We start from the raw sequence: 20762 nt of genomic DNA on the forward strand, positions 1-20762 counted from the left end.
CGTCATCGCAAACCGCTAGACCGTTCCTCCGATCAACGGCGGAGCCACCCGGCCCATATGCGCATCGTTCTGGCCACCGACGCCTGGGAGCCCCAGGTCAACGGCGTCGTCCGCACCCTGTCCCGGATCACGGCGGAATGCCGCGCCATGGGTCATGAGGTGGAGGTGATCGAGCCCAGCCAGTTCAAGACCATCCCCTGCCCCACCTATCCGGAGATCCGGCTGGCGCTCGGGGCCGAGGAGGAGATTCGCGAACGGCTGCGCGCTTTCGAGCCCGAGGCGGTCCACATCGCCACCGAGGGCCCCATCGGCATCGCCACGCGCCGCATCTGCGTGGAGTGGAAGCTGCCGTTCACGACCAGCTACCACACCAAATTCCCCGAATATGTCTCGGCCCGGTTCCCGATCCCGGTTCAGGTCGGCTACGCCTATATGAAGTGGTTCCACAAGCCGTCGGGACGGCTGATGGTCGCCACCCCGACCCTGCGCGACGAGCTGACGGCGCACGGCTTCCGCAATGTCTCGCCGTGGACGCGGGGCGTGGACACCGAACAGTTCAACCCCGACCTGCCGCGCATCTATGACGAGCTGGGCGGCGCCGACTGGCCCCGCCCCTTCTTCCTCAACGTCGGCCGGGTGGCGGTCGAGAAGAACATTGAATCCTTCCTGGAGCAGGACCTGCCCGGCACCAAGATCGTGGTCGGCGACGGCCCGGCCCGCGCCGAGCTGCAGGAGAAATACCCGGAGGCCAAATTCCTCGGCGCCCGGTTCGGCGAGGAGCTGGCGCGGTGCTTCCGCGACGCCGACGTCTTCGTCTTCCCCAGCTGGACCGACACCTTCGGCCTGGTGATCCTGGAGGCCATGGCCACGGGCACGCCGGTCGCGGCCTATCCGGCGCACGGCCCCATCGACATCATCCCGGGCTCCGACGCCGGGGCCATCGACAAGGACCTGCGCACCGCCTGTCTGGAAGCGCTGAAGTGCGACCGGGCCACCGTGCGCGCCTATGCCGAGAAATTCAGCTGGCGGGCGTCCGCCGAGCAGTTCATCGAAAACCTGCAGCCCTATCCCGAGCCGGACCGCGGTCGCTTCTGGCGCCGCCTGCGCCGGATCGCGCGGCTGCGGCGGAAGGCGGCGGCGTAAACCTCTCCTCCTCGTTCGCATCGCGAATGGGGAGGTGGCGCGCTGCGGATACGCAGCGAGACGCAGGGGGCGGCGCTGACGCACGCCATCCTTCCGCGTTATTCCCAAAAAACCGAGCGCGCCCTCCGTCTCGTCGGCGGATCGCCGACGAGCCACCTCCCCGTCGCGGACCGCGACGGGGAGGAGACGGGTACGTCCGCCCTTACTTCGCGGGCGCGGTCATCACTGTCAGGGCCTGGGCGATGGCGCGCTGGGCGGCCAGCTGGTCTTCCGGCAGCGGCACCAGACCGCGATCCTGCAGATAGCCGCCGCGACCGGCCGAGGCTTCCGACATGAACTCCATGACGAACTGCTCCAGGCCCGGCGTCACGCCGACGTGCTGCTTCTTGACGTAGATGTAGAGGCTGCGGGCCAGCGGGTACGAGCCGTCGGCGATGGTGTCGGCGGTGGGGGCGACGCCGTCGATGGTCTCGGCCTTAACCGTGTCCATGTTCTGCTCGAGGAACGAGAATCCGAACACGCCCAGCGAACCCGGGGTGCGGGTCAGGGTCTGGACGATGGCGTTGTCGTTCTCGCCCGAGTCGATCCACATCTGATCCTCACGCAGGGTGTGGGCCAGGGTCTCGAAGCGGTCGGCGTCGGCTGTGGCCAGGGCGGCCAGGGTCGGCATCTCCTTGGCGCCCGGCGCCATGCCCAGCTCCAGGAAGGCGTCGCGGGTGCCCGAGGTGGGCGGCGGGCCATAGACCTGGATGCGCTGGGCCGGCAGGGCCGGGTTCACCTGCTGCCAGGTGGTGTTCGGGTTGGCGACGAAGGCGCCGCCGGCGCCCGGCACTTCCTTGGCGAGACCGAGGTAGATGTCTTCAAGGCGGAAATTGAAGCTGTTGCCCGAGCGGGCCGTGGCGATGACGATGCCGTCGAACCCGATCTTGATCTCGACGATGTCGGTCACGCCGTTGGTGCGGCACAGCTCGAACTCCGACGCCTTCATCGGACGCGAGGCGTTGGCGATGTCCGGAGTCGAGGGGCCGACGCCCTCACAGAAGGCCTTGATGCCGCCGCCGGTGCCGACCGCCTCGACGCGCGGCGCCGCGCCGCCCGAGGTGCGGGCGAAATTCTCGGCCACGCGGGTGGCGAAAGGGAAGACGGTCGAGGAGCCGGCGGCCCAGATGCCCGCGCGCGGGGCCTGCGAACCGGGCGCGCCGCTGTCGCCACAGGCGCCGAGGGCGAGAAGGGCGACCGCCGAGGCGGCGGCCAGAAGGGTGCGGGTCATCGTCAGTCTCCGGACAACGGGTGAGGTGCGCCGCTTAGACCAGAGGTTTGTGACGGTTGGGCGAAAGGGAGGGAGTAGGGACTAGGGATTAGGTCGTTCGCGTTCAGCTCGACCGTCAGAGCCAGGCTCGCATCCCATCCTAATCCCTGTTCCCTGATTCCTCGCCCTCTTCGCACTCGATGTCCGTGGGGACGCCCATGTCGTTGAATACGGCCCTGAGAGCGTCGTGGTCGAAGGTCAGCTCCGAGCTTTCGGCGCCCGGCGGCAGTGGCGCACCAATCACAGGGTCGGCCTGGATACCGGCGCAGCAGAAACAGACAGCGATCCCTCCGACCTTTTTGCCGCTCGCATCGTAGTAGCTGAGGAAATGATGAGGAATGAAGCAGCTCGCGACCGAGCGGCTACCCGGTCCGTAGTTGACGATGCTGATTGTCTGTTCGATCGCCCGGCGCTGGGATTGGTCAGCTGGCCGCGGTCGACCTCCCTCTCCCCTTCCGCCTTGCCATAATCGACCGTCTTAAGCCTGACCTCGACGGCGTCCGGGTATACCTGCACCGCGGTGTGCGACAGGACGGATGGTTCGGGGGCGGTAGCGGCTGCGAAGTCGGCGGCCGCCTGTTGCTCTGTCGTATTCTCGGGCTTGCCGCAGCCTGCAAGAGCCACCAGCGCGAGCAGGCCAAAACACCGGATCATCCGCATGGCGTCCCTCCCTTGGGAAGAGCCTAGCCGGGGCCGCCCTAGATGTGAATGGCGTGGCCCAGGGCGCGGAGCGACGCTTCGTGGAAGGCCTCGCCGAGGGTCGGGTGGACGTGGATGGTTCCCGCCACATCCTCCAGAACCGCGCCCATCTCCAGCATCTGGGCGAAGCTGTTGCTGAGTTCCGAGACATGCTGGCCGACGGCCTGGACGCCGAGCAGGCGGTGGTCGGTCTTCGAGGCCAGCACACGGACGAAGCCGCCGTCCTCGCCCGCCTCGATCGCGAGCGCCCGGCCGATGGCCATCAGGGGGAAGACGGCCTGGATGACGTCGTCGCGGCCCGTGACGTCCTGCGGACCGAGGCCCGCCGAGACGATCTCCGGCTCGGTGAAGCAGACGGCGGCGATGGTGACGGGGTCGAAGCGTTTGTCATGGCCGGCGATGATCTCGGCGACGATTTCGCCTTGAGCCGAGCCCTTGTGGGCCAGCATGGGTTCGCCGGTCAGGTCGCCGACGGCCCAGACGTTCTTCATGCTGGTGGCGCAGCGGTCGTCGATCTTCACGAACGGCCCGGCCATGGCCACGCCCATGTTCTCCAGCCCGAAGCCTTGGGTGCGCGGCTTGCGGCCGACGGTGACGAGCACCTTGTCGGCGGCGATCGTCATGGCCTGACCATCGGCGCCCGTGACGTTAAGCGCGCCGTTCTCGAACGAGCCTGCCTTGGCGCCGAGATGCAGTTCGACGCCGTGTTTCTTCAGCCAGTTGGCGACCGGGTCGGTCAGGGCCTTGTCGTAGAGCGGCAGCAGGCGGTCGGCCATTTCGACGATGGCGACTTGCGCGCCGAGCTTGCGGAAGGCGATGCCCAGCTCCAGCCCGATATAGCCGCCTCCGACAACGACCAGCTTGTTCGGCACGGCGTCGAGAGACAGGGCCTCGGTCGAGGAGATGACGTCGCCGCCGAACTTCAGGAAGGGCAGCTCGACCGGCTCGGAGCCCGTGGCCAGGATGACGTGTTCGGCGGTGATGGTGATGTCGCCGTCGGCGGTCTTGACCGTGCAGGTCTTGGCGTCGGCGAAGGTCGCCCAGCCGTTGATGACCTTGACCTTGGCCTTCTTCAGCAGGGCCGCGACGCCGGCGTTCAGCTTACGGACGATCCCGTCCTTCCATTCGACCGTCTGCGTCAGGTCGATGGCCGGGGCGGTCGCCGTGATGCCCAGCGTCCCGCCCTCGGCGGCCTTGGCCACCGTCTCGAACTTGTTGGCCGCATGGATGATGGCCTTGGACGGAATACAGCCGACGTTCAGGCAGGTCCCGCCGAGGCCGTCGCCGCCGTCGACCAGAACGGTGTCCAGGCCCAGCTGGCCGCAACGGATGCCGGCGACATAGCCGCCGGTGCCGGCGCCGATGATCAGGACTTTGGTCTTGAGGGTCTGGGTCACAGGTACTTCTCGAAATAGGGCGTCAATTGCGGAAGGGTCGCCCAGTGGCGGCTGTAGACCAAGGGGCTGGTGTAGGACGGCGTGGGCTGCACCACGATGACGAGGTCGCCGACCTTGTGTTCAAGGTAGTTGAGGCACGGCGGGCCGCCGACCGGCGTCACCGGAAAACGAACCTCCAGCGCACCACCGACCTCGGCGGTGTCGACCGTGGGAGCGCCCTGTATGATCTCGAGGCTGACGATTTGCGCCCGCCCGGGGATGATGATGAGTCCGCCGCTGTTCTCCGGGGGAAGGGTCTCGACCCGCTCGACCCGCCCGACGAACATCGCCACGGACGGATCGTTGAGCCAGCCGTAGAAGTTCGGCGGCGGCGGCGTCAGACAGGCGGCGGCAGGCGTCGCCAAGGCGGTGACCGCGAGCGAGGCGCCGAGGATCAGGACTTTGGTCAGGGTCCGCGTCATGTCATTCGGCCCGAAGGGAAGGTCGAGCTACGCTGGCAGGGGCCGACGGCGCTTGGAGATAAACCTCGCCGCGCGATGCCCGCCCTGCCGCCGCCCGAAGCAGGGATCCGAGCGCCGGATCCACGACCCGTTCCAAAGGCAGTATCTGGTGCGGACCGGGGCCGTACGTCCCGTCAAAGAAATACAGGATGGCGAGATTGCCCATCACCGGCCGGTTTTGGGGTCTGCAATCCGCGCCGCCGCCATCGGCGAAAACGGAAAACCGGGGCGGGGTGCCCTTGAGAGCGACGACGGTCTCGTAGACGCCGTCGCGGCCTTCCGCCTGCACGACCCGGCCCAGCGCAATCGCACGGGCCTCTCCGCGCCACGCACGCTGGTCCGCTAACTGTTCCTGAACCGTGCGCGGACGGGGCGGCACGGCACAGGCCAGGGCCGCCGTCGAGGACAGGGCCAACGCGGCCACTATCATCATGCCGAACGCGGGGCGCATGACCCCTACCCCATCCACAGCGTCGCAGGGTGTTCCAGAAGTCCCTTGATCCGCTGCACGAAGACGGCCGCGTCATGCCCATCCACGATGCGGTGATCGAAGCTGGACGACAGGTTCATCATCTTGCGCACGACCATCTGGCCGTTCCGCACCACGACCCGCTCCTCGATCTTGTTCGGACCGACGATGGCCACTTCGGGGTGGTTGATGATGGGGGTGTGGACGAGGCCGCCCAGGGTTCCCAGCGAGGTGATGGTGATGGTCGAGCCCGACAGCTCGTCGCGCTTGGCCGAGCCGTCCTTGGCGGCGCCCGAGACGCGGGCGATTTCGAGGGCGGTGTCGTAGGGATCGCGCGCCTCGGCGTGGCGGACCACCGGAACCATCAGGCCGTTCGGCGTCTGGGCGGCGATGCCCAGGTGCACGGCGGCGTGGGTCGTCAGCACCCCGGCCTCGTCGTCATAGTGAGAGTTGATCGTCGGCTGGTCGCGCAGGGCGACGACGATGGCGCGGGCGATGAAGGGCAGGACGTTCAGCTTGGGCTGGTCCTTCGCCTTGGTCGCGTTCAGGTGGGCGCGAAGCTCTTCCAGCGCGGTGACGTCGATCTCCTCCACATAGGTGATGTGGGGGATGCGGCGCACGCTCTCGGCCATCTTCTCCGCGATCTTGCGGCGCAGGCCGATGATGCGGGTTTCGGTGGTTCCTTCGGCCCTGGCGTAGGTCGAGGCGCCCGTGGAGGCGGTCGTGGACGTCCGCGCGCCGTTGGCGACCCAGGCGTCCAGATCGGCGTGCTCGATGCGACCGGCGGGGCCGGAGCCGGGGACAAACTGAAGCTCGACGCCGAGGTCACGGGCGCGGTTGCGCACGGCGGGCGAGGCCAGTGGGCGTTCACCGCGCGCGGAAAGGGTGCGCGGGGGAAGAGCCCCTCCACCGCCTTCGGCGGTCCCCCTCCCCATTCCTTCGGAACGGGGAGAAGACCTGGACGCCGTCTGCTCCCTGTCCGCGCCAGCGGATGGGGAGGTGGCGCGGCGTTCTTGCGCCGCGACGGAGGGGTTCTGGGTGGCGGCAGCGGCCACATTGCCCTTGCCCTCGACCTTGAAGCTGACCAGCGGGCCGCCGACGGGGACCTGCTGGCCCGCGTCGCCGTGGATGGCGACGACCACGCCGGAGACCGGCGAGGTGATCTCGACGGTGGCCTTGTCGGTCATGATGTCGGCGAGGATCTGGTCCTCGGCCACCGTGTCGCCGACCTTGACGTGCCAGCCGACCAGCTCGGCCTCGGCCGTGCCTTCACCGACGTCGGGGAGTTTGAAGACGTAGTTGGCGCCGGCGGCGGCCGACCCCTCCGTCACGCGGCTGGCGCCGCGCGCCACCTCCCCATCCTGCGGATGGAGAGGTGAAGACACAGGCGCCGTCACCTCTCCATCGTCAGATGGGGAGGGGGACCGCGAAGCGGTGGAGGGGTTGTCGGCCACAGACTCAGCCGCATTCCCCGCGCCCTCGACCTCGAACTCCACCAGCGGCCCGCGCACGGGCACCATCTGGCCGGGCTCGCCGTGGATGGCGAGGACCTTGCCCGAGACCGGCGCGGTGATTTCCACCGTCGCCTTGTCGGTCATGATGTCGGCGACGATCTGGTCCTCGGCGACCATGTCGCCGACCTTCACGTGCCAGCCGACCAGTTCGGCCTCGGCGGTGCCTTCGCCCACGTCGGGCAGTTTGAAGACGAAACGTCCCATGTCAGCGACCTCCGCTCATGGTGGCTTTCAGGGCGTCGGCCACGCGTTGCGGGCCGGGGAAATATTCCCACTCGAAGGCGTGGGGATAGGGGGTGTCCCAGCCGGTGACGCGGGCGATCGGCGCCTCCAGATGATAGAAGCAGCGCTCCTGCACCAGGGCCGACAGCTCGGCGCCGTAGCCCGAAGTCTTGGGCGCCTCATGCACGATGACGCAGCGGCCGGTCTTCTTCACGCTGGCCTCGATGGCCTCGATGTCCAGCGGCACCAGGGTGCGCAGGTCGATGACCTCGGCGTCCACGCCCGCATGCTCCGCGCCCGCCAGCGACACCCAGACCATGGTGCCCCAGGCCAGGATGGTGACGTCATTGCCTTCGCGCATGATGCGCGCCTTGCCGATCGGCTCGACGTATTTGCCGGTCGGGACCTGGGCCAGGTCCTGGGCCTTCCACGGGCTGACCGGCTTCTCGTGCCAGCCGTCGAACGGGCCGTTGTAGAGGCGTTTGGGCTCGAAGAAGATGGTGGGGTCGTCGTCCTCGATACAGGCCGTCAGCAGGCCCTTGGCGTCGTAGGGATTTGACGGCACCACGACCTTCAGGCCGGCGATGTGGGTGAACAGGCTTTCGGGGCTCTGGCTGTGCGTCTGGCCGCCGAAGATGCCGCCGCCGTAGGGGCTACGGACCGTGATCGGCGCGGTGAACTGGCCGCCTGAGCGATAGCGCAGCTTGGCCGCCTCGGAGACGATCTGGTCATAGGCCGGATAGATGTAGTCGGCGAACTGGATCTCGACGACCGGGCGCAGGCCATAGGCGCCCATGCCGATGGCGGCGGCGACGATGCCGCACTCGCTGATCGGGGCGTCGAAGCTGCGGGTCAGGCCGTGCTTCTGCTGCAGCTGGTCGGTGACGCGGAAGACCCCGCCGAAATAGCCGGCGTCCTCGCCGAACGAGAGCACGTTCGGGTCTTCCGACATCTTGGTGTCGATGGCCGAGTTGAGGGCCTGGATCATGTTCATCGGCACGACGCCCGCGGTGGGCGCGACTGATTTCGGAGCGTGGTTCTGATCGACCATGTCGGGCTCGACGCCGTCGGTGCGGTCGGACTCGGTAAAGGTGGTTTGCTCGCTCATGATCAGACTCCCACCTCGCGACGTTGCTCGATCAGGCGCCAGTCCTCGGTCGCATAGACCTCCTCGAACATGGTCTTCACGCTGGGGCGCGACTGACCCAGGGTGCCGATGGCTTCGGATTCCTTGCCGGCGGCGCGGACCTGCTCGACGGCCTCCTTCTCGGCTTCCGCCTGCTGGTCGTCGGACCATTCGCCGAGCGCGATCAGGTGTTGCTTCAGGCGATCAACCGGATCGCCCAGCGGCCATTTCTCGTGCTCATCGCCCGGGCGGTAGCGGCTGGGATCGTCCGAGGTCGAGTGCGGGGCGCCGCGGTAGGTGAACAGCTCGATGACCGTTGCGCCTTGGTTGGTGCGCGCCCGCTCCTCGGCCCACTGTGTCGCGGCCCAGACCGCCAGGAAGTCATTGCCGTCGACGCGCAGGGCCGGAAGCCCATAGCCGATGGCCTTGGAAGCGAAGGTCGTTTCCAGCCCGCCGGCGATGCCCATGAAGGACGAGATGGCCCACTGGTTGTTGACGACATTCAGGATCACCGGCGCCCGATAGACGGCGGCGAAGGTCAGGGCGTTGTGGAAGTCGCCTTCAGCCGTGGCGCCGTCGCCGATCCAGCTGATGGCGATCTTGTCGTCGCCCTTGTAGGCGCTGGCCATGGCCCAGCCGACGGCCTGGGGCACCTGGGTGCCCAGATTGCCGCTGATGGTGAAGAAGCCGTACTCTTTCGACGAGTACATGATCGGCAGCTGACGGCCTTTGATCGGGTCGGCGGCGTTCGAATAGATCTGGTTCATCATCTCGACCAGCGGGTAGCCGCGCGCGATCAGCAGCCCCTGCTGGCGATAGGTCGGGAAGCCCATGTCCTCGCGGCCCAGGATCATGCCCTGGGCGACCGCGATGGCCTCTTCGCCCGTGCACTTCATATAGAAGCTGGTTTTCCCCTGACGGTGGGCGCGGTGCATCCGGTCGTCGAAGGCGCGGGTCAGGATCATGGCCTTCAGACCCTTGCGCAGGGTCTCCGGGTCCAGCCTGGGATTCCAGGGACCGACGGCCTGACCGTCGTCGTCCAGCACGCGAACCAGCTGGAAGGCGTGGTCCCGCATCTCGTAAGGGGTCGACGACACCTCCGGGCGCGACACCGCGCCGGCGGGATCGAACCGCAGATGGCTGAAATCAGGCGCGTCGCCGGGACGGCCCGAGGGCTCGGGCACACGTAGCGACAATTGGGGCGTATTGGGCTTCTTCATTCCGTCCTGCTGTCCGGTTGATCCGACCGCGTTTTCCTCAAGCCCCGATCTAGCACGAGGCCGGCGCCAAGGCTCGCTCGATTTCGACCTTGCACTCTACCCATCAGGGGTATTTTATTGCGCCATAATAACATCAGGAGAAACGCATTGGCCGAAGAGCTTGATCCCGTCGACGCCCGGATTCTTGATATCCTCCAACAGGACGCCGGCCTGTCGGTCGCCGAGGTCGCCGACCGCGTCGGTCTGAGCGCGTCGCCCTGCTGGCGCCGGATCAAGAGGCTGGAAGATACCGGCTTCATTCGCAAGCGCGTGACCCTGCTGGACGCCGAAAAACTGGGCCTGGATTTCGAGGTCTACGCCATCGTCAAGCTGAGCCTTCCGTCCAGCGAAAACCTCGACACCTTCGAGGCGGCCGTGGCCCACTGGCCCGAGGTGGTGCAGTGCGCCACCATCACCGGTCGCGAGGACTATGTGCTGCGCATCATCACGTCCGACATGCACGCCTTCGACAAATTCCTGCGCGAGAAGCTGCTGAGCCTGAACATCGTCTCGGACTGCGAAAGCCACATCGTGACGCGCGGCGTGAAGAATGTGACCACCCTCCCCCTTGGCATCGTGACCCCGCACGTCGGATAGTGGTGGTCGATCCCATTCCCGAGGGAGTGCGTGGATCGGCTGTGGGGATACAGACAGATGATCGAACTGGTGATCGACGCGCGCCGCAAGGACCTGGGCGGATTCGAGGTCGGGCGCGTGCTGCCCTTCCACTCGCGCCGCATGGTCGGCCCGTTCATCTTCCTGGATCAGATGGGCCCTGCGGAATTCGCGCCGGGCAGTGACGCCATCAACGTCCGCCCGCACCCGCACATCGGCCTGTCGACCCTGACCTATCTGTTCGAGGGCGAGATCATGCACCGGGACAACACCGGAGCGACGCAAGCCATCCGCCCAGGCGAGGTCAATTGGATGACCGCAGGCAGCGGCATCGTCCACTCCGAGCGTACCGATCCGCTGAAAAAGAGCCAGGGCGGGCCGATGCACGGCATGCAGGCCTGGGTCGCCCTGCCGACGGAGCATGAAGAGGCCGCACCCTCATTCCATCACCACGGCGAGGACGCACAGCCGGCCTATGAAAACGGCGGCCTGTTCGCCCGGCTGGTGGCGGGCGAGGCCTATGGGGCCAAGGCGGCGGCCCCGATCTCCTCACCGCTCTTCTATGTCCACTGGGAGCTGGCCGAGGGTGTCCGCACCGCGCCGCCGCCCGGCAAGGGCGCCGGCGGCTATTCGGAACGGGCTCTCTATGTCGTGAAAGGCGAGATCGAGATCGGCGACCGCACCTTCCACGAGGGTCAGATGATCGTGCTGGAACCCACCGCCGAGCCGACCATCAAGGCCATTCGCGCCTCGTCGGTCATGGTGCTGGGCGGCGAGCCGGTCGGGCCGCGCGTGATCTGGTGGAATTTCGTCTCGTCGTCGCAGGAGCGGATCGATCAGGCCAAGGCCGACTGGAAGGCGGGGCGTATGGCCCTGCCGACCGAGGACGACCTCGAGTTCATTCCCCTGCCCGACGTGCCGTCCACGCCCGAGCCTGCGCCGACCCCGGCCGCGACCGAGGCAGGCGTGAAGATCGAACCGACGCATCCGGTCTGACGGGTCTCCCCTCAGGGGAGACAGACCGGTCAGCGTTCCGCCACCCAGTTCACGATAGCTGTCAGGGCGGACGCGTCGAAGGTGGTCGCGATGGCCCCGTACTCGGCCACCAGACCCGTGGTCGCGGGCTGCATCAGATGGTTCAGGTTCGGCAGGACGACGATCTCGGCCGAAGCCAGGGTCGCGCGCAGGGCAGCGGCGTTCTGCGCCGCCGGAACCTGGGTGTCCTTGCCGCCATAGATCGCCAGCACAGGGATGCGCAGCGCCGACAGCGCGGGCTGCGGATCGTGGCCGATGAACCAGCGGGTCCAGGGTGCGAGGAGTTGGGCGGCGACGGCCTGACGCTGCGCCGGCGGCTGACCGGCTTCGGCGAGGATGGCGTCAACGGCGGCGATGGCGGCTTCGGGACGGTCCGCATCAGCTGCGACCGCTCGCATGATCCGGGACTGTATGGCGACATTGCCGTCGACCACGGCCGGCGCGACACCCGAGGCCTGCTGGATGGCGCGGGATTGTTCGACCAGCAGATCGCCGCCCGACACCGCCGGACCGGCGATCATGACGATGAAGGCGACGCGGGGGTCAGCCTGCGCCACCAGCGGCGCGATAGTCCCGCCCTCGCTGTGTCCGATCAGGCCGACGCGGTCAGGGGCGATCTCCGGGCGGGCTTCCAGAAAGGCGAAGGACGCGCCCGCGTCGATGGCGAAATCGGCGCTGGTGGCGGTCGCCGCCGGGCCGGTCGAGCCGCCCACGCCCCGGTCATCGACCCGCAGCACCGCCACCCCCCGACGGCTCAGGGCGTCGGCGAGGACCAGGAAGGGCTTATGGCCGAAGACGGTCTCATCCCGGTCCTGCTGGCCTGACCCGGTGATCAGCAGGACTGCGGGAAAAGGGCCCGCGCCCTCGGGCAGGGTCAGGGTCCCGGCCAGCTGGACGCCGGGGGTGGGTGTGGGGATGACCACGTCTTCGCTGCGATAAGGGAATGGCGCCTGCGGGGTCTGGGGCCTGGCGGCGGCGACCGGCTCGGGCGCAAGACTGGGCGGCGGGGCAGACGGCATCAACTCCAGCACACGGCTGAACACCAGCGGCAGGCTGGCGCCGCCCTGGGTCAGAACCCCGTTCAAGGTCCGGCCGCCGTCGGCCAAGGCGCCCTCGAAGGCGCCGCCTGCGGCGGGGATGCTGAACCGGACCACGCCGCCGGTCACCGACAGGCCGCTGACCGGCAGGCCGTTCACACCCTGATCGGGACTGTCGAGGGTGGCGCCGCCCACCGCGTCGACATTCAGGATGATGCGCAGGCTCTGGCCGCCGGCGGAGATCCGCCCCTCCCACCGGCCGGCCAATTCCCCGGCGGGGGTTTGCGCGCCGGCCACAAGCACGGCGGCGGCGACGGTCAGCGAGAGAATGGTCATGGAGCCCTCCAGTCCGCTCAGCCTATGCGCCTCTCCAGGGAAGTCCAAGGCGTCACTCTTCACCCCCTTCACCGCCATCGGTAACCGCTTCGGGTCTTGAATGCCGGGCGCGGGACCCGATCTGTCCGCCATGACCGCATTCTCAGTTCTCGACCTGTCGCCCATCGTGGAGGGCGGCGACGCCCGCCGCGCGCTTCTGGAAACCGCCGAACTGGCGAAGACGGCGGAACGGACAGGCTTCAACCGCTTCTGGCTGGCCGAGCACCACAACATGCCGGGCATCGCCAGCGCGGCGACAGCGGTGGCGCTGGGCTTTGTCGCGGGCCAGACCTCGACCATCCGCGTCGGGTCGGGCGGCGTCATGCTGCCCAACCACGCGCCGCTGGTGGTGGCCGAGCAGTTCGGCACCCTGGCCGCCCTCTATCCCGACCGGATCGATCTGGGCCTGGGCCGCGCGCCCGGCACCGACGGCGAGACCGCCCGCGCCCTGCGCCGCTATTTCGAGGCCGCCGACCAGTTCCCGCGCGATGTGATGGAGCTTCAGGCCTTCCTCGACGATCCGGTCGCGGGCCAGCGCGTTACGGCCTGGCCGGGGGCCGGGTCGAAGGTGCCGATCTGGCTGCTGGGCTCCAGCCTGTTCAGCGCCGAACTGGCCGCACATCTGGGCCTGCCCTTCGCCTTCGCCAGCCATTTCGCGCCTGAACTGTTGCTTCAGGCGCTGCAGACCTATCGCGCCGGCTTCCGCCCGTCGAAGCAACTGGCCCAGCCCTATTCCATGGCCGTCATCAACGTCTTCGCCGCCGACAGCGATGCGGAGGCGCAGCGCATCTCGACCTCGATGCAGCAGGCGTTCGCGGCGGTGGTGACCGGAAAGCCCGGCAAGCTGAAGCCGCCGGTGGACGACATCACCTCGGTGCTGGACGCCCGTCAGATCGCGGCGGTTGAAAGCCGCCTGACCTACGCCGCCGTCGGCGGAGTGGAGACGGTGCGCGCCAAACTGGCCGACTTCCTCGCCCTGACCCAGGTCGACGAGGTGATGGTCACCGGCATGATCCACGATCTGGACGCACGGCTGCACAGCCTTGAGGTGACGGCCGAGGCGGTGAAGGGGCTCTAGAGCCCCTGCAGAAACTTCAGCAGCCAGCCGTTCACCACCTCGGGCGTCTCCTGCTGGATCCAGTGACCCGCGCCCGGGACGACGACCTGTGAGCGCAGGTCGGGGACCAGCTTGCTCAACCCGGCCTCATGCTGCCCGGAATAGTGGCGCACCGGATCGCGGTCGCCGACCATGAAGGCGCCGGGGACGCGGACCTTCGCGTCCTGCAGGAAGGCCGTCAGCGACCAGTTCAGGTCGATGCAGCGATACCAGTCCAGCGGGGCGCGAAAGCCGCCCGCCGAGAAGGCCGCGACATATTCCGCGAAATGCTCCGGGCTCATCCACGGCGGCAGGGGCGCGTCGTCGGGGGCGGTGGAGATGAAGGTCTCGCCGGGCTGGATGAAGCCGGTCGACTGCCGCTCCGGCGGGGTGGCGCCGTCATAGGCCCAGAAGCCCTTGCGTAGGCCCGCCTCGACATCGACCTCGAACACCTGATGGGCATCCGGGGCCTGGAACTGGTTGATATAGAGCTCGCCCAGCCCGGCGCGCTTGCTGATGGCGGCCATGGCCACGGTCGGCGGCCCCTTGGCGCGGCGCGGCTGCAGCGGCACCGACAGGCCGGCGACGGCGGTGAAGACGTCCGGCCGCATCAGGGCGCAATGCCAAGCCACCGGCGCGCCCCAGTCATGGCCGACGACGGTGCAGGTCGAATGGCCCAGCGCCCGCACCAGATCGACCATGTCGCCGACCAGATGCAGGATGGAATAGGCCTCCGTCTGCTGCGGCTTGTCCGTCCCGCCATAGCCGCGCATGTCCGGAGCGACGGCGTGATAGCCGGCCCCCGCCAGCGCCTCAACCTGCGCCCGCCAGCTGACGCCCAGTTCGGGGAAGCCGTGGATGAGCAGGACGAGCGAACCGGAGCCGGCCTCAAGGATCTGCTGGCGGAGCGTGTCGGTCTGGATGTGGCGGGTCTGCATGGTCCCACCCGATCATTTGCGGAAGGATCGGGCAAGCCTCTCTCCCCGTCGCGATCCGCGACCAGGGAGGACAGACTCAGATCGTCACGTCCGTCGTGCGCATGATCTCAGCGCGCAGCTCCGGCATGCCGTCGCCCTTTTCGGCCGAGGTGACGATGACCGCCGGGAAGGCGGCGGGGCGTTTGGCGATGGCGGTCAGGGTTTCGGCCTGGACCTTCTCGGCCTCGCCCTTCTTCAGCTTGTCCGCCTTGGTCAGGATGATCTGGTAGCTGACGGCGGCCAGATCCAGCGCGTCCAGCGCCTCCTTGTCGACCGACTTGAGGCCATGGCGGCTGTCGATCAGCAGGTAGACCCGCTTCAGCGTCACCCGGCCGCGCAGGTAGTCGCGGCCCAGATCCTGGAACTTCTTGACCGTCGACTTGGACGCCTTGGCCCAGCCGTAGCCGGGCAGGTCGACCAGCCGCATCTTGCCGTCGAGGTCGAAGAAATTGACCTCCCGCGTGCGGCCCGGCTCGTTCGAGGCCCGGGCCAGCTTGTGCATGCCGACCAGCCCGTTGATCAGGCTGGACTTGCCGACGTTGGACCGGCCCGCGAAGGCGATTTCGGGCAGGTCAGGCTCGGGCAGTTGCTCGATCTTGGCGCAGCCCATGATGAAGGTGGCCGGGCGCGCGAAGAGGATGCGCGCCTGTTCGAGCTCGTCCTGTGTGAAATCGTCCAACTACGCCTTCGCCTTCTGGAACCGGGCCAGGAAGGTGTCGATCGGGTTCTCGGCCTTCAGGCGGTGCATGATGAGGTACTGCTGCAGGATGGTCAGCACGTTCGACCACGCCCAGTAGATCAGCAGGCCGGCCGGGAAGGTCGCCATGATGAAGGTGAACACCACCGGCATGAACTGGAACAGCTTGCGCTGGACGGGGTCCGGCGCGGGCGGGCTCATGGCCATCTGCAGCCACATGGTCGCGCCGTACAGGATCGCCAGAATGCTGAGGGCGAAGGTGCCGGTCATGTAGTGGCCGAGGAAGGGCACAGTCGCGGGATCCCACGGGATCAGACCCCACAGGTTCCAGATCGTGGTCGAGTCCTTGGCCGACAGGTCATGGATCCAGCCGAAGAAGGGCTGGTGACGCATCTCGATGGTCACGAACAGCATCTTGTAGACGGCGTAGAAGACCGGGATCTGGAGCAGCAGCGGCAGGCAGCCGGCCAGAGGATTGATCTTCTCCTTCTGGTACAGCGCCATCGTCTCTTGCTGCTGCTTGGCGGCGTCGTCGGGGAATTTCTTCTTGATCTCCTCCATCTTGGGCTGGAGGTTCCGCATCTTCGACATGCTCTCGTAGCTCTTGTTGGCGAGCGGGAACATGATCAGGCGGACCGTCAGAGTCAGCAGCAGGATGGCGACGCCGAAGTTGCCGACCAGGCCGTAGAAGAACTCGATCAGCATGAAGATCGGGCGCGTCAGGAAGAACAGGAAGCCCCAGTCGATCGCATAGACGAAGCGCGGCAGGTTCAGGCTGTTCTCATAGCCCTTGAGAATCTCGTTGCGCTTGGCGCCGGCGAACAGACGGGTCGTCTCGGTGATGGTGGCGTTCGGCGCAATGGTGCGCGCCTCGCCGATCATATTGGCCCGATGGATGTCGGCCTCGCCCGCGTCGACGATGCGGAAGGCGCCCTCGATCTTCTCGTCCTGGCTCGGGATCAGGGCCGCAAGCCAGTATTTGTCGGTGATGCCCATCCAGCCGCCGGTCGAGGAATGCTCCTCGTTCGGCTTCTTGGCCCAGGCGCCGTATTTCAGCTGGGTGGTCGCGTATTTGCCGTCGGCGCCGAAGGTGCCGATCGCGCCTTCGTGCAGCACGTGGTTCTTGCCCAGATCATCCGGAATGCCCTGACGCTGGATGCCCGAGACGGCGCTGAGGGTCACAGTGCGCGGGCTGAAGTTGGCCACCGTGTCCGAGACGGTGAACATGTACTCGTTGTCGATCGAGATGCGGCGGGTGAAGCGCAGCCCCTGGCCGTTGTCCCACACCAGCGTGACGGGGGTGGTCGGCGTCAGGACCGAGCCCTGGGTCAGCTGCCAAGGCGTGGTGACGTTCGGCACGCCGCCCGGGATGTTCGGTCCGCCCCAGGCGAACTGCGCGAAGAAGGCGTGACGCATGCCCTCGGGGCGGAACAGCTCCACCGCCGGCGAGTCCTTGTCGATGGTCTCGCGGTACTTGGTCAGGAACAGGTCGTCGATGCGCGAGCCGGTCAGGGCCAGCGAGCCCGTCAGGGTCGGCGTCTGGATGCGGACGCGCGGCCCGGCGCCCAACGCCTGGGTGCGGTCGGTGACGAAGACCACGGCCGATGGCGTGGGCGACCCATCGGTGTCCAGATTGTTCTTCTGCTCGGCGGAGGCGGCAGCGGCCTGCTGCTGCGCGGCGCGCTTGGCGGCGGTCTGCGCGGGGGCGACCAGCATGACATAGGCGGCGAACAGAAGCGCGGCGATCACGAAGAAGATGATCGTGTTGCGGCTGTTATTCTGAGGAGGCATGGAGATCAGGAATCCTGGCCGGCGGGAGCGGGCGTCGAGGGCGCGGTTCTGGGCGTCGGCCGCGGGGTCGCGAGCCTTGTAAGCGCCGATTTCACATCGTCAAGCAAACGGTCCCAGGACCGGTCCGCCGTGCCCATGCGGGCGATGAAGACATAGTCGCTTCCGGCCACCGCCAGATGCGGCGCAAGCGCGCGGGCCGCCTCGCGCAAACGACGTTTGGCGCGGTTGCGAACAACGGCCCCGCCGACCTTGCGGGTGGCGGTGAAACCGATGCCCACGGCGGCGTTTCCGTCGGCGCGATCCAGTCGCTGCACGACCACCGCCCCGCGGGCCTCTGAAACGCCTTTCGCGGCCGCCAGAAACTGGGGCCGCGACGTCAGGCGATGGATTTTAAGGGTATCGCCCATGCGCTCGCGCAGAGCGCTGACGACTTAGGCCGTCAGGCGCTTGCGGCCCTTGGCGCGGCGGCGCTGAACGATCTTCTGACCGTTCTTGGTGGCCATCCGCGAACGGAAGCCGTGACGGCGCTTGCGCACGAGTCGCGACGGCTGATAGGTCCGCTTCACGGTCGGCTCCTTGGCTAAATGAACTCAGGGGCGACGGAACGCGTCCGCCGCAGGAAGGGCGGGCGTATACGAGGGCGATCCGACGGAGTCAACGCCGTAGCGCCCCGCCAGTCCCCCCTGTACGAAGAGAAAATGGCCCGTTTGAAGCGCTTCCTGCCCCTGATCGCCCTCGCGGCCGTCATCGCCCTGATTTTCGGCATGGGCTGGAACCGCTATCTGTCGCTGGACACGATCCGCGATCACGGGGCCCAATTCCGCGCCTTCACCTCCGAACACTATGTCCTGAGCCTGCTCATCCTGATGGCCGCCTTCGCCGTCCTGACCGCCAGCGTGGTGCCGGGCGTCTTCTTCGTGACCATCACGGCCGGCTATCTGTTCGGGCCGTGGGTGGGCGGCCTGTCGACCTCCATCGCCGCCACTGTGGGCGCCCTCATTGTCTATGGCGTCGCCAAATCAGCGCTGGGCCGCAGCCTGCGCGAACGGGCCGAACGGAACCAGGGTTTGATGCAGAAGGTGTGCGTCGCCATCGACAAGGATACCTTCTGGTATGTGTTGGCCAGCCGTCTGGCGGTGGTCGTGCCCTTTCACATGATCAACATCGCCGCGGGGGTGATGTCGGTGCGGCTGACGCCCTATGTCATGGCCACCGTGATCGGCCTCCTGCCGGCGCACATCATCTACTGCTGGATCGGCGCGCGGCTGAATAGCTTGTTGGCGCAGAACCCCGATCCGGACTTTCAGGCCCTGTTCGGCCAGTTCTGGGCGCCGATGACCGGCGTCTTCGTACTCGCGGTGGTCCTTCCGTTCGCCCTGAAGGGCGTGCAGGCGGCTCTGGGCCGCAAGGCCGCGACGTGAGACAAGCAGCCGTTCCGTCCAGTCTCGCGTTAGGGGAAGAATGACGCCGCCGCTGCGCGCCCTGCTGAGCGATGTCCGCAAGGGCCTGCGCGTTCCCGCCGACTGGCGTGAGCGGGCGCGTTTCCATGCACCGGACGCGCTGTCGTGGCGCCTGCTGGCCCTGACCTTCATCTTCGCGGCCTCGGTCGAGGTGCTGATCATCGCCCCCAGTGTCGCCAGCTTCCACGAGCGCTGGCTGCTGGACCGCCTGCAATCGGCGGAACTGGCGTCTGTCGGCGTCGAGGCCCTGCCCTATTCCGCGGTCGAGGACGACACCGCCGAGCAGTTGCTGGCCATCGGGGGCGTGCAGGCCGTCGTCGTCGGCGATCAGGGCGTTCGCCGCCTGCTGCTCCAGGCGCCCAACCTGCCGCGGGCGCCTGACCTGATCGACCTGCGCCAGCGCCGCCCACTGGCCCGGCTGATGGATCCTTGGCAGACCCTGTTCGGCCACCCCGACCGCTCCATCCGGGTGCAGGCGCGACCGCGCTATCGGTCGGGCGACTTCATCGAGATTCTGGCCCCGGCCCAGCCGCTGAAGATCGAACTGAAGGCCTTCCTTCTGAACAGCCTGTTGACGTCCCTGTTCGTCTCCCTGGTGGCGGGGGCCCTGCTTTACGCCGGTCTGGCGTTTCTGGTGCTGCAGCCGCTGCGGCGGGTCACCCGCTCCATCGAGCATTTCGCCCGCGATCCCGAGGCCGAGGGCGATCCGCCCAGCAAGCGGCAGGACGAGATCGGCCGGGTCGAGCGCGAACTGGCCCGGATGCAGGAAGAGGTGCGTCAGTCCCTGCGATCCCGCGCCCGCCTGGTCGCGCTGGGCCAGGCGGTGGCCAAGATCAACCACGACCTGCGCAATATGCTGACCTCGGCCCAGATGGCGTCAGAGCGGTTGGCCGATTCGCCTGATCCCGCCGTCGCCAAGGCCTTGCCGCGTCTGGAGCGCGCCCTGAGCCGCGCCGCCGCCCTGTCGAGCAATGTGCTGGAATACGGCCGCAGCGAGGAGCCCGCGCCGCAGAAGGTCCGCGCGCCCCTGTCCGCCGCCCTGACGATCGCCGCCGAGGATGCCGGCCTGTCGGCGGAGGGCGTCAAGCTGGTGAAGGCCCTGCCCGCCCGCTTCAATGTCCACGCCGATCCCGACCAGTTGTATCGCATCCTCGTCAACCTGCTGCGCAACGCCCGGCAGGCCATCGAGGGCGACTCGACCCGGGCGGACAAGCGTGGTGCGGTCCGCGTTTCCGGCTCCACCGCCGACGGTGATTGCGTGATCCTGATCTCCGATAACGGCCCCGGCATCCCGCCTCGCATTTCCGAGCGCCTGTTCGAGGCCTTCGTCAGCGGCCGGGCGTCGGGCGGCAGCGGTCTGGGCCTGACCATCTCGCGCGAGCTGGCGGTCAACAACGGCGGCGCCCTGACGCTGATCGAGACCGGACCGGGCGGCTCCACCTTTGAACTGCGTTTTCCAAACTGAGCCATTTCGCGTCCACCGCGTTTACGCTCGCGGAGCACATCGAAACGGTCCAGCTTGTTCGCGACGTTTCGCTTCCGGAGACCTGACATGACCCGCAACGCCGCCGCCGTAGCCTGCCTCGCCGCCTTGGTGATGGCCGCCACGCCCGTCCTGGCCCAGAGCGCCAAACCGACCGCCGAAGTGCAAGCTACCGCGCCGGTGGCGCCTGCACCCGGGTCTGACGACTGGCTGCGCCAGCGGGGTGAAAGCTACCATTCGGCGCCCGAGTCCGCGCAGGATCCCGCCGAAATCAGCGCCACAGCCAAGCTGAACGAGAGCATCGCGGCCCGCAACGCCGCCGCTGAACAGGCCGAGGCCGCCGAACAGGCCCGCTTCGACAGCGAGAACCAGCGCTGGCAGGACGACGCCGCCCGCTCCAGCACCGCGCGCGTGCAGTGGGAGGCCGACGTCGCCGCCGCCAACGCCGCCCAGGCCCGATGGGAGCGCGAGCGCGCCGCCTACGATGCGGAAGTCGCCGCCTGCCGCGCCAGCGGCCGCACCTGCATCACGCCCGCCCCCTTGCCGAAGTGACCTTGG

21 protein-coding genes are annotated in these 20762 nt (G+C 67.8%); 7 read left to right on the top strand and 14 right to left on the bottom strand.

The window, feature by feature from the left end; all coding sequences use genetic code 11:
• Positions 1–57: 57 nt before the first annotated feature.
• Positions 58–1143, top strand: coding sequence for a glycosyltransferase family 4 protein (locus ACW174_RS03680; RefSeq protein WP_492016351.1), 1086 nt, complete (start codon positions 58–60; stop codon positions 1141–1143).
• Between the two features lie 202 nt (positions 1144–1345).
• On the opposite strand, the gene ACW174_RS03685 is transcribed toward ACW174_RS03680, so the two are convergent.
• From ACW174_RS03685 to ACW174_RS03720, 8 genes are all read right to left on the bottom strand, one after another.
• On the bottom strand, positions 1346–2413 hold the full coding sequence (locus ACW174_RS03685) for a substrate-binding domain-containing protein (protein ID WP_492016352.1): 1068 nt from the start codon (positions 2411–2413) through the stop codon (positions 1346–1348).
• Between the two features lie 279 nt (positions 2414–2692).
• Positions 2693–3112, bottom strand: a complete 420-nt coding sequence (locus ACW174_RS03690; RefSeq protein WP_492016353.1) for a hypothetical protein — start codon at positions 3110–3112, stop codon at positions 2693–2695.
• Positions 3113–3150: 38 nt separating this feature from the next.
• Positions 3151–4548 (bottom strand): dihydrolipoyl dehydrogenase, encoded by a 1398-nt coding sequence (lpdA, locus tag ACW174_RS03695; protein ID WP_492016354.1) that lies wholly within the window; start codon positions 4546–4548, stop codon positions 3151–3153.
• On the bottom strand, positions 4545–5009 hold the full coding sequence (locus ACW174_RS03700; RefSeq protein WP_492016355.1) for a hypothetical protein: 465 nt from the start codon (positions 5007–5009) through the stop codon (positions 4545–4547). Before ACW174_RS03700 ends, lpdA begins: the two co-directional genes overlap by 4 nt.
• A gap of 1 nt (position 5010) precedes the next feature.
• On the bottom strand, positions 5011–5499 hold the full coding sequence (locus ACW174_RS03705; protein WP_492016356.1) for a hypothetical protein: 489 nt from the start codon (positions 5497–5499) through the stop codon (positions 5011–5013).
• Between the two features lie 5 nt (positions 5500–5504).
• On the bottom strand, positions 5505–7235 hold the full coding sequence (locus ACW174_RS03710; protein ID WP_492016357.1) for a dihydrolipoyl dehydrogenase family protein: 1731 nt from the start codon (positions 7233–7235) through the stop codon (positions 5505–5507).
• Position 7236: 1 nt separating this feature from the next.
• On the bottom strand, positions 7237–8361 hold the full coding sequence (locus ACW174_RS03715; protein WP_492016358.1) for an alpha-ketoacid dehydrogenase subunit beta: 1125 nt from the start codon (positions 8359–8361) through the stop codon (positions 7237–7239).
• Positions 8362–8363: 2 nt separating this feature from the next.
• Positions 8364–9599 carry a thiamine pyrophosphate-dependent enzyme gene (locus tag ACW174_RS03720; protein WP_492016359.1) on the bottom strand — a complete coding sequence of 412 codons (1236 nt, stop codon included), beginning with the start codon at positions 9597–9599 and terminating at the stop codon, positions 8364–8366.
• Positions 9600–9746: 147 nt separating this feature from the next.
• Between ACW174_RS03720 and ACW174_RS03725 the strand changes: the two genes are divergently transcribed.
• A complete protein-coding gene (locus ACW174_RS03725) occupies positions 9747–10235 on the top strand; it encodes an Lrp/AsnC family transcriptional regulator (protein WP_439470766.1) in 489 nt (162 codons plus the stop codon).
• 57 nt (positions 10236–10292) lie between these two features.
• Entirely contained in the window at positions 10293–11249 is a 957-nt protein-coding gene (locus ACW174_RS03730; RefSeq protein ID WP_492016360.1) for a pirin family protein, read from the top strand.
• Between the two features lie 29 nt (positions 11250–11278).
• Here the strand turns inward: ACW174_RS03730 and ACW174_RS03735 are convergent, their stop codons facing one another.
• Positions 11279–12661 carry an alpha/beta hydrolase gene (locus ACW174_RS03735; protein WP_492016361.1) on the bottom strand — a complete coding sequence of 461 codons (1383 nt, stop codon included), beginning with the start codon at positions 12659–12661 and terminating at the stop codon, positions 11279–11281.
• Between the two features lie 130 nt (positions 12662–12791).
• Here ACW174_RS03735 and ACW174_RS03740 point away from each other — a divergent pair, with 130 nt between their 5' ends.
• Positions 12792–13778: an LLM class flavin-dependent oxidoreductase gene (locus ACW174_RS03740; protein WP_492016362.1), complete on the top strand. Its 987-nt coding sequence runs from the start codon at positions 12792–12794 to the stop codon at positions 13776–13778.
• Here ACW174_RS03740 and ACW174_RS03745 read toward each other — a convergent pair.
• The 5 genes from ACW174_RS03745 to rpmH all read right to left on the bottom strand — a co-directional run bounded on the left by ACW174_RS03745 (position 13775) and on the right by rpmH (position 17827).
• The gene (locus ACW174_RS03745) at positions 13775–14734 is read right to left on the bottom strand and encodes an alpha/beta fold hydrolase (RefSeq protein WP_492016363.1); all 960 of its coding nucleotides are present in this window, start codon (positions 14732–14734) and stop codon (positions 13775–13777) included. The genes ACW174_RS03740 and ACW174_RS03745 overlap by 4 nt on opposite strands.
• 76 nt (positions 14735–14810) lie before the next feature.
• Positions 14811–15452, bottom strand: coding sequence for a ribosome biogenesis GTP-binding protein YihA/YsxC (yihA, locus tag ACW174_RS03750; protein WP_492016364.1), 642 nt, complete (start codon positions 15450–15452; stop codon positions 14811–14813).
• Complete coding sequence (gene yidC, locus ACW174_RS03755) at positions 15453–17261, bottom strand: membrane protein insertase YidC (RefSeq protein ID WP_492016365.1); 1809 nt, start codon at positions 17259–17261, stop codon at positions 15453–15455. It abuts the gene before it with no gap.
• A 5-nt stretch (positions 17262–17266) separates the two neighbouring features.
• Positions 17267–17668, bottom strand: coding sequence for a ribonuclease P protein component (gene rnpA, locus ACW174_RS03760; RefSeq protein WP_492016366.1), 402 nt, complete (start codon positions 17666–17668; stop codon positions 17267–17269).
• Positions 17669–17692: 24 nt separating this feature from the next.
• Positions 17693–17827 (bottom strand): 50S ribosomal protein L34, encoded by a 135-nt coding sequence (rpmH, locus tag ACW174_RS03765; RefSeq protein WP_123288089.1) that lies wholly within the window; start codon positions 17825–17827, stop codon positions 17693–17695.
• Positions 17828–17959: 132 nt separating this feature from the next.
• On the opposite strand from rpmH, the gene ACW174_RS03770 reads away from it, so the two are divergent.
• From ACW174_RS03770 to ACW174_RS03780, 3 genes are all read left to right on the top strand, one after another.
• Entirely contained in the window at positions 17960–18682 is a 723-nt protein-coding gene (locus tag ACW174_RS03770) for a TVP38/TMEM64 family protein (RefSeq protein ID WP_492016367.1), read from the top strand.
• Positions 18683–18722: 40 nt separating this feature from the next.
• The gene (locus ACW174_RS03775; RefSeq protein WP_492016368.1) at positions 18723–20186 is read left to right on the top strand and encodes a sensor histidine kinase; all 1464 of its coding nucleotides are present in this window, start codon (positions 18723–18725) and stop codon (positions 20184–20186) included.
• Between the two features lie 87 nt (positions 20187–20273).
• Complete coding sequence (locus ACW174_RS03780) at positions 20274–20756, top strand: hypothetical protein (RefSeq protein WP_492016369.1); 483 nt, start codon at positions 20274–20276, stop codon at positions 20754–20756.
• Positions 20757–20762: the final 6 nt, after the last annotated feature.

This window comes from Brevundimonas sp. AVps31, from assembly GCF_058681355.1.